11 protein-coding genes are annotated in these 13776 nt (G+C 56.3%); all 11 read left to right on the forward strand.

All coding sequences use genetic code 11. The annotated features are described in order from the left end of the window. Positions 1-76: 76 nt before the first annotated feature. The 11 genes from JWG43_RS10515 to JWG43_RS10565 all read left to right on the forward strand — a co-directional run bounded on the left by JWG43_RS10515 (position 77) and on the right by JWG43_RS10565 (position 13766). Entirely contained in the window at positions 77-3721 is a 3645-nt protein-coding gene (locus JWG43_RS10515; protein WP_205242881.1) for a DUF3683 domain-containing protein, read from the forward strand. A 274-nt stretch (positions 3722-3995) separates the two neighbouring features. Next, complete coding sequence (locus JWG43_RS10520) at positions 3996-5012, forward strand: FAD:protein FMN transferase (protein ID WP_205242882.1); 1017 nt, start codon at positions 3996-3998, stop codon at positions 5010-5012. A 1-nt stretch (position 5013) separates the two neighbouring features. Continuing rightward, positions 5014-6363, forward strand: coding sequence for a Na(+)-translocating NADH-quinone reductase subunit A (locus JWG43_RS10525; RefSeq protein WP_205242883.1), 1350 nt, complete (start codon positions 5014-5016; stop codon positions 6361-6363). Positions 6364-6409: 46 nt separating this feature from the next. Continuing rightward, the gene (locus JWG43_RS10530) at positions 6410-7618 is read left to right on the forward strand and encodes an NADH:ubiquinone reductase (Na(+)-transporting) subunit B (protein ID WP_205242884.1); all 1209 of its coding nucleotides are present in this window, start codon (positions 6410-6412) and stop codon (positions 7616-7618) included. Beyond that, a complete protein-coding gene (locus JWG43_RS10535) occupies positions 7611-8396 on the forward strand; it encodes a Na(+)-translocating NADH-quinone reductase subunit C (protein ID WP_205242885.1) in 786 nt (261 codons plus the stop codon). Before JWG43_RS10530 ends, JWG43_RS10535 begins: the two co-directional genes overlap by 8 nt. Then, positions 8389-9012, forward strand: a complete 624-nt coding sequence (locus JWG43_RS10540; protein WP_205242886.1) for an NADH:ubiquinone reductase (Na(+)-transporting) subunit D — start codon at positions 8389-8391, stop codon at positions 9010-9012. Before JWG43_RS10535 ends, JWG43_RS10540 begins: the two co-directional genes overlap by 8 nt. Further along, positions 9012-9614 (forward strand): NADH:ubiquinone reductase (Na(+)-transporting) subunit E, encoded by a 603-nt coding sequence (gene nqrE / locus JWG43_RS10545; protein WP_205242887.1) that lies wholly within the window; start codon positions 9012-9014, stop codon positions 9612-9614. Before JWG43_RS10540 ends, nqrE begins: the two co-directional genes overlap by 1 nt. 62 nt (positions 9615-9676) lie before the next feature. Next, positions 9677-10900, forward strand: coding sequence for an NADH:ubiquinone reductase (Na(+)-transporting) subunit F (nqrF, locus tag JWG43_RS10550; protein WP_205242888.1), 1224 nt, complete (start codon positions 9677-9679; stop codon positions 10898-10900). Positions 10901-11464: 564 nt separating this feature from the next. Then, on the forward strand, positions 11465-11734 hold the full coding sequence (locus JWG43_RS10555) for a 4Fe-4S dicluster domain-containing protein (RefSeq protein ID WP_205242889.1): 270 nt from the start codon (positions 11465-11467) through the stop codon (positions 11732-11734). 33 nt (positions 11735-11767) lie between these two features. Next, positions 11768-12913 (forward strand): 2-oxoacid:acceptor oxidoreductase subunit alpha, encoded by a 1146-nt coding sequence (locus JWG43_RS10560; RefSeq protein WP_205242890.1) that lies wholly within the window; start codon positions 11768-11770, stop codon positions 12911-12913. Positions 12914-12917: 4 nt separating this feature from the next. Continuing rightward, complete coding sequence (locus JWG43_RS10565; RefSeq protein ID WP_205242891.1) at positions 12918-13766, forward strand: thiamine pyrophosphate-dependent enzyme; 849 nt, start codon at positions 12918-12920, stop codon at positions 13764-13766. Positions 13767-13776: the final 10 nt, after the last annotated feature.

A 13776-nucleotide genomic window follows, 5' to 3' on the forward strand; every position in this document is an offset into this window, starting at 1 on the left:
GTGCCTGAATCGCAGCTCCAGTTCTGCGGACAATTATTCTTTGAATATTCAGCTTGCACCACAAGCAGGACAATACATGAAAACCACCAATTATCGTGAAATTCCTTATAATTTCACTTCAGCCGACGATCGATTGATTATTAATCATTTTTTTGGTCCCGCGGTCTGGGAAGACCTGGAAGAACTGCGCAGCCAACGAGTCACCGGCCGTTCCGCCCGCCTGGTGATGCGCTGCATCGGCGATCTCTTCATCCTCCACCGTAATCCCTTTCTCTACCGGGAGCTGATCGATTCCCCCCGACGGCGAAATGCCTTCTTCGCTACCATGGACAAGGATCTGGCCATCATCGAAGACACGGCCAGAAAGGTACGTGGCAATCCGGAACGAAGCGACAAGGTCATCAATCTGGTGCGACTCTGCCGGCAACAGGTCGGTAAGGTTGGTGAGGAAATCAGTACTGTCACCGTTTGGCAGACAACACTGAAAAAACGGCTTGGGGCCGTTATTGGAGCTGAGAACGTCTGCTTTGACCCCTTCTCCGTTATCAGTCACGCCACCGATGCCACCGATTGGCGCTTGTATTTACCAGTGGCCGTACTCCGCCCTTCACAGGAAGAGCAGATACCGCATCTGCTCCAGGCTATCGAAGAACTGGGACTGCATGTCATTCCCCGGGGAGGCGGCACCGGGCTCACCGGCGGTGCCGTGCCGGTGAGCAGTGGCTGTGTGATGATCAACACCGAAAAACTCAACCGTATCCATGGCATGGATCACCGGGAATTTACCGACGATGATGGCAACCACAAACAGATGGCGGTGCTCCGCCTGGAAGCCGGGGTCATCACCCAGGATGCCATGACCTATGCCGAGCAACAGGGGTTGGTTTTTGCCACTGATCCAACCAGTGCCTGGGCCTCCACCATCGGTGGTAATATCGCGGAGAATGCCGGTGGCAAGACCGCCGTGCTCTGGGGTACGGCCATTGACAATGTGCTGGAATACACGATTGTCACCCCAGGTGCCGGCAAATTAACCGTCCAGCGGGTCAACCACCCCATGCGCAAGATCCTTCCCCAAGACCGAGTCCTCTTTGATATTTTCGATGCTATGGGCACGTTAGTACGTCGGATCGAATTGGGCGGTGAAGAGATTCGCAAAAAAGGCTTGTGGAAAGACATTACCAACAAAGCCTTGGGCGGGCTTCCCGGGGTCCAGAAGGAAGGTACCGACGGGGTGATTACCTCGGCGGAATTCATTCTCTATCGAGCCTATGCAAAAAAACTGACCTGTTGCCTTGAGTTTTTCGGCACGGACATGGACGAAGCCAGCCGGGTGATCGTCGAGATCTCGGAAACTTTTGTCAACCAGGGCGAGGAGGCACTGATGGCCCTGGAACATTTTGACGAGGAGTATATCCGGGCGATCAACTACAAATTCAAGGCAGCGCGCAGCGAGCCCCCCAAGGCCGTGTTGCTTATCGACATGGTTGCCCACACCACTCCCCAGATCCTCCGAGGTAAGGCAAGGCTGCAACAATTACTCGCATCCTATACCAACACCGAACTTTTCATAGCCAGCGATGCCGATGAGGCCGAGCGTTTCTGGCGGGATCGCAAACGACTTGGCGCCATTGCCGCCCGCACTAATGCCTTCAAGCTCAACGAGGACATTGTCCTTCCGCTGCCGGCTCTGGCTGAATTCGCCCGTTTCGTCGATGCATATAACAGAGAAGAGGATATCTTCAACCAGGAAAGCGTGATCCACGAAACCATGGACTATCTGGTAACCGCTGAACCCATCGAGGATCCGGACTGGTTGGAGGCCAAGATGCCCAAGGCCGATGAACTCTGTCAAAATACCCTTGACATCTTGGCTGACCGGACCAGGGCTGATCTTCGCGGCGGAATACTGCTGAAAAATCTCGAGGCCGACCTGCTGGAACTGTTCCGCGGCTACACCCGCATCAGTACCAATATCCGCCACATTTTCGAAGAGGTGCGCAAACGGCGCATTATCATTGCCACCCACATGCACGCCGGCGATGGTAATGTCCATGTCAACATCCCGGTTTTTTCCAATGATCGGGCCATGATGCAGCGCGCTGCCCAGACCGCCGACGATGTCATGACCAAGGCTGTTGCCCTCAACGGCGTGGTCAGTGGTGAACACGGGATCGGCATTACCAAGATGAAATTTCTTGACCGTCAACTGATTGACGAGTTGCGTGCCTACCGCAAGCAGGCAGATCCAAAAGGGCTGATGAACCCGAACAAGCTTGATGACCCCGAGATTATAGACAAGGTATTCACCCCTTCTTTCAATCTTCTTGAGCTGGAAGCCCGGATCCTTCAACATGGATCCCTGGAAACCCTGGCTTCCCGGATTTCCAAGTGCATCCGCTGTGGCAAGTGCAAGACCGATTGTTGCGTCTTTTTTCCCGGCGGCGATCTTTATTTCCATCCTCGAAACAAAAATCTGGCCATTGGTTCACTGATCGAAGCCCTGCTCTATGACATGCAACGATCCCATTATCCCCGCTTTCATCAGCTTCGGCATCTGGGAGAGATTGCTGACCACTGCACCTTGTGCGGCAAATGCCTCAAACCCTGTCCGGTGGACATCGACACGGCCCGGGTGTCCATTCTTGAACGTGAAATCCTCAGTGATCGAGGCTTTAAACAGACCTCTCTGGCCACCCGATTGTCTCTTTACTACCTGAAAAACCGCAATCGTCTCTTCAACGCGTTGTTCCGTACAACCGTGATGGCATGGGGCGCGTCTCTCCAGCGCCTGGGCACAAAAATCCTCCGCCAGGCTCCGTCGGCGATCACATCGAAAAATTGGCAATTAATGGCTATGCTTAAATCGCCGATGATGCCGCCATCCGACCAACCTCTGCGAGCCAGGCTGCCCCAGTATTCCCTCAGCGAGGCTTTGCTCTTCACTCCCCCGGGACCCAGGGGCAAGACGGTGTTCTATTTTCCAGGTTGCGGCTCGGAACGACTGTATGCCGACATTGCCGCCGCTTCCCTGTACATTCTACTCAAAACCGGGGTGCGGGTGGTGTTGCCGCCGCCCAACCTCTGCTGCGGATTTCCGGCCAGAGCTAATGCCAAAACCACCATGCACAATGACCTCATCCTGCGGGATACCATCATTCTTAGTCAGATCAGGGAGATGCTCGGCTATATCAATTTTGACAGCGTGGTGGTCAGTTGCGGTACCTGCAGAGAAGCGCTGCATGGGTTGGCTGCCGAGGAAATTTTCGGGTGCGGGATATCCGATATCTCCTCTTTTGTGCTTGAACACGCCCCGGAGTCTTTCCCGCAGGACAAGGAGCAACGCTATCTGTACCATGCTCCCTGCCACGATTCATTGCAGGGTGATGGCCCTGTTATGGTTCGACGGATTGCCGGCGGGGTCATTCCAGTCGAAGCATGCTGCTCCGAGGCCGGGACCCTGGCCCTGTCACGCCCGGATATCACCGGCGCCATGCTGGAGCGTAAACGTCATGGTATGCAATCAAAGCGCAGGTCACACCCGGAAGCGCAAGTCATTGCCACCAACTGCCCGTCCTGTCTTTCCGGCCTGGGACGAAACCGCGACCTTGGCATAATGCCGCAGCATCTGGCCGTGCTCCTGGCGGAAAAACTGGCTGCGCAACCGTGGCAGCAGGAATTAGCCAGCTTGATTAAAGGCAACGAGGTCATTACCTTTTAACTTTTAAAGGGTTAAGGTGGATGATTCAGCCCGGAACAATTCACCTGGATCCATGACGGCTGGAATGTGCTTCATTCATCAGGGGATTGCATCGTGTTTTTTGATTGGGTTGACTTTTTATGCGAATATAGGAAGAGTGGCCACATGAGTCGTGTTTGGAGGTAAATGTTATTTCCATGCATCCATCGCGGCAGCCCAGAAGCCTTCAAGCCTGGGATAAGCCGCTATCAGCACATACGGTAATCATCGAAACGGATGTTAAGGCAGGGAATCTATGAGCGTACATCACGACAGCCGTCCCCGAATCGGGCGACGCAGATTTCTCACTATTCTCGCTCTTACCGGGGTCGCGGCCGGTTTCTATGGGTTTGGCGCGCTGCGACCAAATCCCGGGGAGCACACGATTCGGCAAAGCCGGATCATGATGGGCACCCAGATCAACCTGATTGTCCATGGTCCGGATGTGGACCAGTGCCTGCAGGCAACCAGAGACACCTTTGCCCGTATGGAGACCCTGGAACATATTTTCAGCCGATACCGGGCTGAAAGCGCCCTGGCTCGCCTCAATGCAACTGGGGCCCTGTCCGCGGCACCGGCCGAGTTTCTGGAGGTTCTTGACCTGGCCGACCACATCAGCGAAACCACCGAAGGTGCTTTTGACATCACCGTTCTGCCACTTTTACAACTCTATGCCCATAACCAACTGCCGGAGCAGGATCAGCTGACAGAAACCCTCAGGCTGGTCGATTACCGTGCCATCGAACGACGGGGAGCCCGTCTCGCTTTTACCCGACCGAACATGGGAATCACCCTGGACGGTATAGCCAAGGGATATATTGTCGACCAAGGCGTGGCCACTCTGAACAGCAACGGCTTTGCCGACGTCTATGTCGAGGCCGGGGGCGATCTCATGGTGACCGGAAACAAACCGGGAGACCAGCCCTGGCGGGTTGGCGTTCGGCCGCCCCGAGCGTACGGGCCAGAAACCATGCCAGTGATCTCAACCTTCTCCCCTCTGGCCGTGGCCACCTCCGGTGACTATATGCAGGCCTTTAGCGATGATCTCCGGCATCATCACATTCTTGATCCCCGTACCGGCATGTCGCCGTTGGAACTGGCAAGCGCCACGGTCACGGCACCCTCAGTTGCTCTGGCCGATGGTTTGGCCACCGCTGCCATGGTTCTTGGACCCAAACAGGCCCTGACCGTGCTGGAAAAGTACACCGGCTGCGAAGGACTGTTGATAAGCAAGGATCTCCACCAGTACCGCACCACGGGCTTTCAGGGGTGAGATGAAGACCATTAACATACGTCGGGGCCTTGATATCCCTCTGGCCGGAGTTCCGGAGCAGGTGATCACCAAAAGTGCTTCGATCAAGGAAGTGGCCCTTATCGGTGACGACTACCCGGGCCTCAAACCCACTATGCTGGTCGAAACAGGTGATCGGATCCAGTTGGGCCAGCCTCTGTTTACGGACAAGAAAAACGAGGGATTTTTTTTCACCTCGCCGGGCAGCGGGATGGTGGTGGCCATCAACCGGGGCGAGAAGCGACGTTTCGAATCCCTGGTCATCCGCCTCGAAGGGGATGGGGAAGTTTCTTTTCCCGAGGCCATGGAACCCTTGCAGGTTCAATCCGCGGAGACTATTCGCTCACTCCTGCACCAAAGCGGCCTGTGGAGCGGGTTTCGGACCCGGCCTTTTGGTCTTATCCCCCGGGCCAAGGACACCCCTGAATCTCTTTTTATCACCGCTCTGGACAGCCAACCACTGGCCGCCGATCCCGAGGTGCTCATACAGCGGCGACCAAAGCATTTCCTCGCCGGGCTTCGGGTTCTGCGCCGTCTACTCAAGGTTCCCCTGCATCTGTGCGCTCGCTCCGGGGCAGATCTGCCCGGTATGGACGAAGACGGCATTGAATCCTGGGGATTTGCCGGACCTCACCCCGCTGGTCTGCCCTCAACCCATATTCACCATATCGATCCGGTGCATGCCGGCAAACAGGTCTGGCATATCGAAGCCCGGGATGTGCTGGCCATCGGCCACCTTTTCACTACCGGCAGACTCAGCACGGAAAAGATCATCGCCCTGGCCGGCCCCGGGGTGCAATACCCCCGGCTAATCAACACCCGGGCCGGGGCATCGCTGCAGGATCTCTGCCGGGATGAACTCGTTGCCGACGGGCCTCGACGAATCATCTCCGGTTCAGTTCTCGATGGCCGTATACACACAACCTCCACCGGCTTCCTGGGCCGATATCACCGTCAAGTCACGGTGATCAGTGAGGGAGACGGCCGCTCGCTTTTTGCCTGGCTGGCTCCGGGCAGTGACCGTTTCTCCCGTACCGGCCTGTTTGCCTCCAGGCTGTTCAGGAGTAAACGCTTCAGCATGACCACCGCTGCCTGGGGCGGCCGGCGGGCCATTTATCCCCTGCCTGTCTACGACTCGGTTATGCCTCTGGACATCATGGCCATCCCGTTGCTGAAAAGCCTGGCCGTGGGCGATACCGAAAAAGCCGCTGCTCTCGGTTGCCTGGAACTCATTGAGGAGGACCTGGCCTTGTGCAGTTTTGTCTGTCCAGGGAAAAACGAATACGGACCGATGCTGCGTGCAGTGCTCAACGCCATCCAGGAAGGTGAATGATCCATGGCCGACTCTTTCTCCAGGATAACATCAAGGTGCGGTATCCATGCCATTTCTCCGTAATTTTTTCGATGCAATAGCGCCAAGATTTGCCAAAGGCGGCCCCCTCCACCGCTGGTACCCGCTGTTCGAGGCCGCCGACTCCTTTCTTTTCCACAGCCGTCGGACTACCCGTACAGCTCCCCATGTCCGCGATGGCGTCGATTACAAACGGATCATGATCACGGTAATCATTGCCCTGATCCCTTGTGTCATCATGGCCTTGTGGAACACCGGTTACCAGGCCAACCTCGCCCTGCAGCAACTGGGGGTTGCTCTGCCTCCAGGCTGGAGGGGTGCGGTCATGGCCCTGGTTGGTTGCGATCCGGCCAGCCACCTGGCCAATCTGGTGCATGGCGCCCTTTACTTCCTGCCCATCTATCTGGTGACCGTGGTGGTGGGCAGCATCTGGGAAGGGCTTTTCAACCTCTTGCGCGGACATGAATTTTCCGAGGCCTTCCTGGTCACCAGCCTTCTCTTTCCTCTGACTTTGCCGGCCACCATTCCCCTCTGGCAGGTGGCGCTCGGCATCAGTTTCGGCGTCATTTTCGCCAAGGAAGTGTTTGGCGGTGTCGGTCGTAACTTCATGAACCCGGCCCTGGTGGCCCGTGCCTTTCTCTATTTTGCCTATCCGATCCAGATGACCGGTGACACCGTCTGGGTGCCAGTGGACGGGTACACCAGTGCGACCCTGTTGGCCGAAATCGCTGATCTTGATCCAGGCGTCGGCCTGGCCGAACTGCCCTACACCTGGACCCAGGCCTTTGTCGGTTCTCTGCCCGGATCCATGGGCGACACCTCAGCCCTCGCCTGTCTGCTGGGCGCCGGCCTGCTGCTCATTACCGGTATTGCCTCCTGGCGAATCATGGGGGCTATGCTCCTGGGCGGTGTCCTGACCGCCGTCATCCTGGCCCACCTGCCCGACCCGGTCAACGGTCTGTACACCCTGCCGGCCCACTGGCATCTGGTGCTGGGCAGCTTCGCCTTTGGCATGGTCTTCATGGCCACTGATCCTGTCTCCGCGGCGCAGACACCAACAGGACAATGGTTGTACGGTGGACTGATCGGCTTTCTCGCCATCCTCATCCGTACCGTGAACCCGGCTTTTCCCGAGGGCGTGATGCTGGCCATTCTTCTGGGCAATGTCTGTGCCCCACTCTTCGATTATTTTGTTGTCCAGGCCAATATCAAGCGGAGGAGACTGCGTCATGGCTGAAGAATCCCTTGCCAGGCCGTTTTATACAGTGCTGATCCTGGCCCTGGCTTGTTCCACCCTGGTCGCCGGTGCCGCCGTGGGTCTACGCCCCCTGCAGGAGGCCAACCGCCAGATCGATCAGCAGAGGAATATTCTCCGCGCCGCCGGCCTGTACCGTGGAGACAAGGATGTCCAGGAACAGTTTCTCACCATCCGCACCCGTGTTATTGAACTCGCCAGCGGTGAATTTGTATCCGCGGACCGCATCGCTCCGGAAACCTTTGATCAACGTCGAGCGGCTCTGGACAGTGATTTGGGCAGACCGTTGAGCAGGGACGAGGACCTGGCCGGACTGTCACGGGTAGAACGCTATTCCCTGGTCTACCTGGTGAAAGAGGAGGACCGGATTGACCAGATCATCCTCCCTATCCGAGGCAGGGGTGTCTGGTCGACCATGTATGCTTATGTGGCTGTGGATGCCGATTTGAACACCATCCGCGGCGTCAGTTTTTTCGAACATGGCGAGACTCCTGGCCTGGGTGGAGAGATTGAAAACCCCCGCTGGCAGGAACGGTGGCGGGGTAAAAAAATCTACGGACCGGATCAGGAAGTAGCCCTGCGCCTGGTTCAGGGCCCCGCGGCTGAAACAGAAAGAGCTGCCGCTCACCATATCGACGGCCTTTCCGGGGCCACCAACACCGGTAACGGTGTTTCCAACCTGTTGCAATTCTGGTTTGGTGACCATGGCTTCCGACCATTTTTCCAACAACTGCAGCGGCAAAGAGGACTCAATGGCTGACAGGAAACGTGATCTCCTCCTGCGCTCGATCATCGAGCGCAATCCCATCGCCCTTCTGGTGCTGGGCATCTGCTCGGCCCTGGCGGTTACTACTCAGTTGGAAACTGCTCTGGTTATGTCGATCTGCGTCACCCTGGTGGTGGCTTTTTCCAGTTTGACTATTTCCCTGGTCCGTGCCCACATCCCCAACTCTGTACGCATCGGCATCCAGATCACGGTTATTGCCACCCTGGTGATTCTGGTCGACCAGATCCTCAAGGCCTTTTATTTTGACCTGGCGAGGCAACTCTCCATTTATGTCGGTCTGATCATCACCAACTGCATTGTCATGGGCCGGGCGGAGGGGTTTGCCATGTCCAACCCGCCGATAAGCAGCTTCCTCGATGGTATCGGCAATGGTCTGGGATATGGGTTTATCCTTATGACCGTCGCGTTCTTCCGGGAACTGCTCGGATCCGGCACCCTGTTCGGGGTCGAAATCCTGCCCTTGACCACCAACGGCGGCTGGTACCTGCGCAACGGTATCATGGTCCTGCCGGTGAGTGCCTTCTTTCTCATCGCCTTGATCATCTGGTTTCTGCGCACTATTGATCCGGTTCAGCAGGAGAAGAACTGATGAACCCCTACCTGGAAATCATCATTCGCTCGTTCTTTGTCGAAAACCTGCCGCTCAGTTTTTTTCTGGGCATGTGCACTTTTCTCGCCATTTCTAAAAAAGTGCAAAGCGCCATTGGTCTCGGGGCGGCAGTACTGGTCCTGATGGTCATCACCGTGCCGGTGAACCACCTGATCCTCGAATACCTGCTCGCAGCGGGAGCTCTGGCCTGGATAGGTCAGCCCGACCTGGATCTGACCTTTCTCGGCCTGCTCATCTACATCGGCGTGATCGCGGCCATTGTCCAGATTCTGGAGATGTTCCTTGATCGTTTTATGCCCGCCTTGTATGCGACCCTGGGCATCTTTCTCCCCCTGTTGACGGTTAACTGCGCCATCCTCGGCGGCAGCCTGTTCATGGTGGAGCGCGAGTACACCCTGGGCGAGAGCGCGGCCTACGGTTTCGGGGCCGGCGGTGGTTTCTTTCTGGCCGTGGTTCTTCTGGCCGGTATCCGTGAAAAACTGGAGTATGCCAACCCACCCGCCGGACTTCGCGGCCTGGGATTGACCTTCATCTGTGCCGGCCTGATGGCCCTGGCTTTCATGGGCCTGGGGGGCTTTTGATATGTTTTGCGCACAGGACCAACAGCCCGGAAGAACCTCTCCTTCTATAAGGAGGCGACGGCATGCATGAAATTGTCGCTGCAGTCCTCTGTTTTCTCGCCATTCAGCTTGTGCTGGTCACCCTGATTGTCACTGCCAAACGTCTGCTGCTTCCCAGTGGTGAGGTCACCATCCTGGTCAACGATGAAAAAAAACTGACAGTCCCTCCTGGAGGCAAACTCCTTAGCGCCCTTGCCGAGCAGAGTATCTTCCTTTCCTCGGCCTGCGGTGGTGGCGGCAGTTGCGGGCAATGCCGCTGCCTGGTTGAGGAGGGAGGCGGCGCCATTCTCCCCACCGAACTCTCATCGATCAAACCCGCCGAGGCCCGGCAGGGTATGCGCCTATCCTGCCAGGTCCCGGTGAAGCGCGATCTCAAAATCCGTATCCCTTCGGAAATGCTGGAAACCCGCAAGTGGGTCTGCCGGGTTCGCTCAAATCGCAATGTCGCCACCTTTATCAAGGAACTGGTCCTTGAACTGCCTTCTGATGAGGAAGTCAACTTCAAACCAGGCGGCTATATTCAGATTGAAGTACCGCCCCATGCCCTTGACTACAAGAGCTTTGATATTGATGAAAAATTTCTGGGCGACTGGACCAAATTCAAAATGTTCCAGTACCAGTCCCGGGTTCACCAACCGGTGAGCCGGGCTTATTCCATGGCCAACTATCCGGCCGAGAAAGGCATCATCAAGCTCAACGTCCGCATTGCCAGCCCACCGCCGCGGGGTCCTCTGGGCACTCCTCCCGGGCAGGCCTCCTCCTATATCTTCAATCTCAAGGAAGGTGACGAAGTAACCATTGCCGGTCCTTTCGGAGACTTCTTCATCGAAGACAGTGATTCCGAGATGGTCTACGTTGGCGGCGGCGCCGGTATGGCTCCTCTGCGCAGCCATATTATGGAACTGTTTAAATCGCGCCGCACCACTCGAAAGGTCTCCTTCTGGTATGGCGGCCGCAGTCTCAAGGAGGTTTTTTACGCCGAAGAATTCGAGGCCCTGTCCCGGGAGCATGATAATTTCGCCTTCCACCTGGCCCTTTCCGATCCCCAACCCGAAGATGACTGGCAGGGCTTGACCGGCTATATTCATCAAGTGCTTTTTGACAACTATCTCAAGGATCATCCGGCTCCAGAAGACATCGATTACTATATGTGCGGCCCGCCGGTCATGACCCAGTCGATGCTGACCATGCTCGACGATCTTGGCGTTGAAGCCACCAATATTCACTTCGACGACTTCGGCGGCTGAAAGATTCGTGATGCAGAATGTTCTCCTTTTTTTTCTGACCCTTTGTATTTTTCTCGGTTTCAGCTGGCTGCTGATCTTCTGTCGTCGCCGTTTGCACCGTAGCCGCCATGGACTGAGCGGCATGTGTCACGACACCGGTGGCGCCATGTGCCCCAGCTGTCGCCAACCTCCGTCCGATCGGACTTCGTGTCCCTCTTCCAGCCCACACCAGTGAGCAACTCGGTGAACAACCAGGGGTTCTCTTCCCTTCATTCGCCTGCAACAGCAAAACAAATCGGACCTGCGAAAGCACGAAAACCATCTTTCCCCCCTGCTAGCCATAAGATCAGAAAAAAATCAAGACACTGTCGGTATTTCATCGACCGTGTCTTTATTTTTTCTCACAACCCAAGGCATACTTCTTGACTTTTGCTCGCATTTTCTGCTAAGTTTTCAAGCTGTCAACACCGAAGCACAGACTTCCCGTACCTTTTTATCAGCCAGCAGGAAACAACCGCAGGATCCGGTGCCTGCACCCGTGCACCAGTTTCCAACCCAACCTTCACTCATTCACAGGCAGGCAACATGGCATTCTGGCGAGTTCCGCTTGACGCGCAGGACATACAGGTCACCAAGGGCCTGGTCCATATCATCGACGACCGCTGCAAGGGCTGCGGCTACTGTATCGAATTCTGCCCCAAGGATATCCTCCAGTTTTCCGAGGCATATAATCGTAAGGGGTATCACCCTCCAGTGGTGGTCAAACCCGACGAATGTGTCAATTGTCACTATTGCGAAATCATCTGTCCCGAGTTCGCCATCTTTTCGGTGGAGATACCACCGGCAACCGTATAGTTTTCAATTTATCACAGAGGCGAAAGACAACCTATGCGACCAGCTGTCCTCACCGGTGAGCATTACATCAATGGCGACGTTGCCTGCGCCGAAGGCGCTATTGCCGCCGGCTGTCGTTTTTTTGGGGCCTATCCCATCACCCCGGCCACCGAAGTTGCCGAGCACATGGCCGAACGGCTGCCCGATGTCGGCGGTGCCTTCATTCAGATGGAGGATGAAATCGCGGCCATGGCCTCCATCATCGGCGCGGCCTGGACCGGAGCCAAGACCATGACCTCCACCTCGGGGCCCGGATTCAGCCTGATGATGGAAAATCTCGGCCTTGCCGTCTGCACGGAAACACCCTGCGTGATCATCAATGTGCAACGGACCGGACCTTCAACCGGCCTGCCCACCATGACCGGTCAGGGGGATATGATGCAGGCCCGCTGGGGTTCCCATGGCGACTATGAACTCATTGCCCTGGCCCCTTCATCACCCCAGGATTGTTTTTATCAGACCATCCGCGCCTTCAACCTGAGCGAAAAATACCGGGTGCCGGTGCTGGTCATGGCCGATGAAATCGTCGGCCATATGAGCGAAAAGGTGGTTATCCCCGAACCTGAAACGATTCACCTGATAGAGCGGCCCAAACCAACCGGTCGCAGGGACCGCTTCAAACTTTACCAACCGGGTCCCAATGGCGTCGCCCCCATGCCATCCATTGGCGACGGCTACAATATTCACGTTACCGGTCTCACCCACGATGAACGCGGATATCCCGCCATGACCGTTGAAGCCCAGCAGGAGATGATGGCGCGACTCAAGGGCAAAATCCGCAACAATCTTGATGACATCATCGAAACAGAAAGCTATCGGATGGAGGATGCTGAAATCGTCATCGTCAGCTATGGTATTTCCGTGCGTACCGGTTTGTCAGCAGTCGATCGGGCTCGGGAAATGGGCTATAAGGCCGGCCTTCTGCGACTGATTACGGTCTGGCCCTTTCCCGAGACCATGATTCGGTCAATCGCGTCCCGGGTCAAAGGATTCATTACTGTAGAGATCAATCTCGGTCAGGTGCACTATGAGGTCGAACGCTGCGCGGGCGGCCAGGCCGCCGCCTATCTCGTCGGTGATGCCGGCGGGAAAATCATCCATCCGGACAAGGTACTTGCCCGCATTGAGGAGAAGTTCTGATACCATGACCACCAATCCGAAAAAAACAGCCAAAAAACCGGAACATCCCCTTGACGATCTGATCCGCACCGATCGTATTCCCCATATCTGGTGTTCGGGATGCGGCATCGGTACGGCCTTTTCTTCCTGCCTGAGCGCCATCAAGGCCACCGGCATTGCGTACAATCGTTTCACCATGGTCTCGGGTATCGGCTGTTCGGCCCGTGGCGCCGGGTATATCAAGCTCGATTCCTTCCACACCACCCATGGCCGGGCTATTCCTTTTGCCAGCGGCATCAAGATGGCCAATCCGGACTTGAAAGTGATTGTCTTTTCCGGGGACGGTGACCTTTTTGCCATTGGCGGCAACCACTTCATTCACGCCGCCCGGCGCAATATGGATTTGACGGTCATCTGCGTCAACAACCTGACCTACGGTATGACCGGCGGGCAGGTCGCGGCCACCACTCCCAGCATGGCCAAATCCACCACCACGCCGATGGGCAATCCTGATGCCCCCTTCAACCTGCCCCTGCTCGCTTATGCCTCCGGTGCTACCTATGTTGCTCGCTGGACCATTCTCCATACGCGGGACCTGACCACAGCCATCAACGAGGCCATCATCAGAAAGGGTTTTTCCTTTATCGAGGTACTCTCACCCTGCCCGGTCAACTACGGCCGCCGCAACAAGGAAAAACCCCTGGAGACTCTCAGGCTTTACCAGGAACGGACCATCATCAAAAACGGGGTAAATCCTGCCCAGGCCGATATCGACTTTGACAAGGGCGTGGTCATCGGCACCTTCATCGATGTCGATCGCTCCACCTGTGATGATCGCTATTATGCGACCTGCCATCCCTGCAGTGATGACTGATCCCTTTCTC

Source organism: Desulfobulbus alkaliphilus, assembly GCF_016918545.1.
GTDB classification, from domain to species: Bacteria; Desulfobacterota; Desulfobulbia; order Desulfobulbales; family Desulfobulbaceae; genus Desulfobulbus; species Desulfobulbus alkaliphilus.

Bases quoted from the DNA above. Each gene is read 5' to 3' on its own strand.
- JWG43_RS10520 (WP_205242882.1), top strand. From the start codon at position 3,996: ATGAGCGTACATCACGACAGCCGTCCCCGAATCGGGCGACGCAGATTT.
- JWG43_RS10530 (WP_205242884.1), top strand. From the start codon at position 6,410: ATGCCATTTCTCCGTAATTTTTTCGATGCAATAGCGCCAAGATTTGCC.
- JWG43_RS10555 (WP_205242889.1), top strand. From the start codon at position 11,465: ATGGCATTCTGGCGAGTTCCGCTTGACGCGCAGGACATACAGGTCACC.
- JWG43_RS10535 (WP_205242885.1), top strand. From the start codon at position 7,611: ATGGCTGAAGAATCCCTTGCCAGGCCGTTTTATACAGTGCTGATCCTG.
- JWG43_RS10560 (WP_205242890.1), top strand. From the start codon at position 11,768: ATGCGACCAGCTGTCCTCACCGGTGAGCATTACATCAATGGCGACGTT.
- nqrE (WP_205242887.1), top strand. From the start codon at position 9,012: ATGAACCCCTACCTGGAAATCATCATTCGCTCGTTCTTTGTCGAAAAC.
- JWG43_RS10515 (WP_205242881.1), top strand. From the start codon at position 77: ATGAAAACCACCAATTATCGTGAAATTCCTTATAATTTCACTTCAGCC.
- JWG43_RS10565 (WP_205242891.1), top strand. From the start codon at position 12,918: ATGACCACCAATCCGAAAAAAACAGCCAAAAAACCGGAACATCCCCTT.
- JWG43_RS10525 (WP_205242883.1), top strand. From the start codon at position 5,014: ATGAAGACCATTAACATACGTCGGGGCCTTGATATCCCTCTGGCCGGA.
- nqrF (WP_205242888.1), top strand. From the start codon at position 9,677: ATGCATGAAATTGTCGCTGCAGTCCTCTGTTTTCTCGCCATTCAGCTT.
- JWG43_RS10540 (WP_205242886.1), top strand. From the start codon at position 8,389: ATGGCTGACAGGAAACGTGATCTCCTCCTGCGCTCGATCATCGAGCGC.